The organism is Pseudomonas sp. RW407, from assembly GCF_003176655.1.
Lineage (GTDB): Bacteria > Pseudomonadota > Gammaproteobacteria > Pseudomonadales > Pseudomonadaceae > Pseudomonas > Pseudomonas delhiensis.
In genome coordinates, this window is the sequence record NZ_QGSL01000106.1 from 384,844 (window position 1) to 386,871 (window position 2,028).

2 protein-coding genes are annotated in these 2,028 nt (G+C 63.0%); one reads left to right on the forward strand and one right to left on the reverse strand.

What is annotated here, in order from left to right:
* Positions 1–106: 106 nt before the first annotated feature.
* Complete coding sequence (gene gcvA / locus DK254_RS18620; RefSeq protein WP_109934967.1) at positions 107–1,039, reverse strand: transcriptional regulator GcvA; 933 nt, start codon at positions 1,037–1,039, stop codon at positions 107–109.
* A gap of 111 nt (positions 1,040–1,150) precedes the next feature.
* Between gcvA and DK254_RS18625 the strand changes: the two genes are divergently transcribed.
* Complete coding sequence (locus tag DK254_RS18625) at positions 1,151–1,963, forward strand: aminotransferase class IV family protein (protein ID WP_109934968.1); 813 nt, start codon at positions 1,151–1,153, stop codon at positions 1,961–1,963.
* The last annotated feature ends 65 nt before the right edge of the window (positions 1,964–2,028 follow it).

The window sequence follows — 2,028 nt, forward strand, 5'->3', positions numbered from 1 at the left end:
CCCTCCCCCACCGGCAAGAGCGCTTCCCGGTTGTGCCGGTGCATCGGGCTGACTCCCCCTCTCCCTAACCCTCGACTGCACCCCGCGACACAGACTCCAAGGCCCTTCAGGAAAAACGAGCACCACCTCCCCCAGCAATCTCCTCGAACATCCACTCACGCAGAGCACAAATACGCGGATCCGCCCCCATGCCTTGCGGATAGACCAGGTAATAGGCGTATTCCGGCGTAAGACTGATACCGATATCGAACAGGCGCACCAGACGCCCCTCGGCCAAGTCTCGGGCGACCATCGACAACTCGACCAGACCGATGGCGTTGCCGTCGACGACCGCTTGCACTACATGACTCGAATCGCCGAATGCGACCGAACGACTGGCGTCGAAATCATCGACACCAGCGGCCACCATCCACATCGACCAGTTCGGCCAGACCAGACCGTTCACCTCGCAATCGACGTGGCAGAGCATCTCCCCGAGCAGATCGCGAGGCTCACTCAAGCGCCGCTCCGTCGCCAGCAGGCGTGGGCTGCAGACCGGCACCACTACGCTGTCGAAAAGACGCTCGGCGCAGGTGTTTTCGTAGTGACCTGCGCCAAAGCGAATCGCAACGTCCACATCGTCGACCGCGAAGTCGCGAACCTGGTCGGAGATATCAAACGTGAGCTCAAGGTCAGGATGTGCGGTCCTGAAGCCTTCCAGGCGCGGTAATAGCCAGTGAGTGGCGAAGCGGGCGCCCAGAGACACCCGCAAGTGTCCTTCACCACGCTGCATGCGCCGTGCTCTCGCGGTAGCCCGCTGCAGATTGTCGAGAGCATCGGCAGCCGCTTCGAAGAGCACACGGCCGGCAGGCGTCAGCTCGATGCTGCGGCTGCTGCGGACGAAGAGCGTCAGCCCGAGTTGCGCCTCCATCTCCTTGATCCGGTAGCTGACCGCCGCGGGGGTCAACCCCACTTCATGGGCGGCACGGGTGAAATTCAGGTGGCGTGCGGCCGCCTCGAATGTCCTCAGCAGGCGTGTACCCGGTAGTGATCTGCTCATCGATCTTCAAAATTTCCTTGATGATCCATCGGAAACTACTCGTTTCCCCAAGGCACGGCAACGCATCGAGAATAGCCTGGCTTGATATCCATCATCCCAAGGAGCCAGCCCGTGAGCGCCCAATCCTTCGTCCCCCTCGTCCAGCACAACGGCCAACCCGCCACCCGGGAAACCCTGGCGCTGCTGGCCTTCTCCGGCTTTGCCCATTTCACGGCCATGCAGGTGCGCGATCGCCGCATCCGCGGGCTCGACTTGCATCTGGAGCGCCTGCGGATGGCATCACTGGCACTGTTCGGAGTTCCGCCGGAAGAAGAACGGCTTCGCTCCTACCTGCGCGCCACCCTGGAAAACGGCCCGGCAGACCTTTCCCTGACCGTAACGCTCCACTCACCGGCAGGAGAGTTCGTCGCCGAGGATGTTGCCGCGCCCGACGTCCTGACCCGCACCGGGCCGGCGTCATCCGGCCCGCAGGGACCTCTCTCGCTGGCGCTGTTCGAGCACGAACGCTACCTGCCCACCATCAAGCACGTGGGCGAAGGCGCCAAGACCCACCTGCTGCGCCAGGCAGTCGCCCAAGGGTTCGACGATGCGCTCTTCGTAGATCGCCATGGGCGCATCAGCGAGGGCAGCATCTGGAATATCGCCTTCTGGGACGGCAGTACGATGGTCTGGCCACAGGCGGACAAGCTGGCCGGTACAACCATGGGCATCGTCCGACGCCAACTCGCACGGATCGGCATCCCACAGCGAGAACAGGAAATCACTCCAGCCGATTTGCCGGGATTCGCTGGCGCCGCACTGATGAACTCCTGGACACCGGGCGTAGCCGTGCACCGCATAGGCTCGACACTCATTCCGCGAGACCCGGCCTTCATGGAGTTACTACACCATGTCTACGGACAGGAGCCACTGGTCGCCCCCTGAATCGCCATCCTTTGGCGAAACCTCCCCGATCCTGTGCCATCTTCATAAGGCCCAGGCCCCCGGAG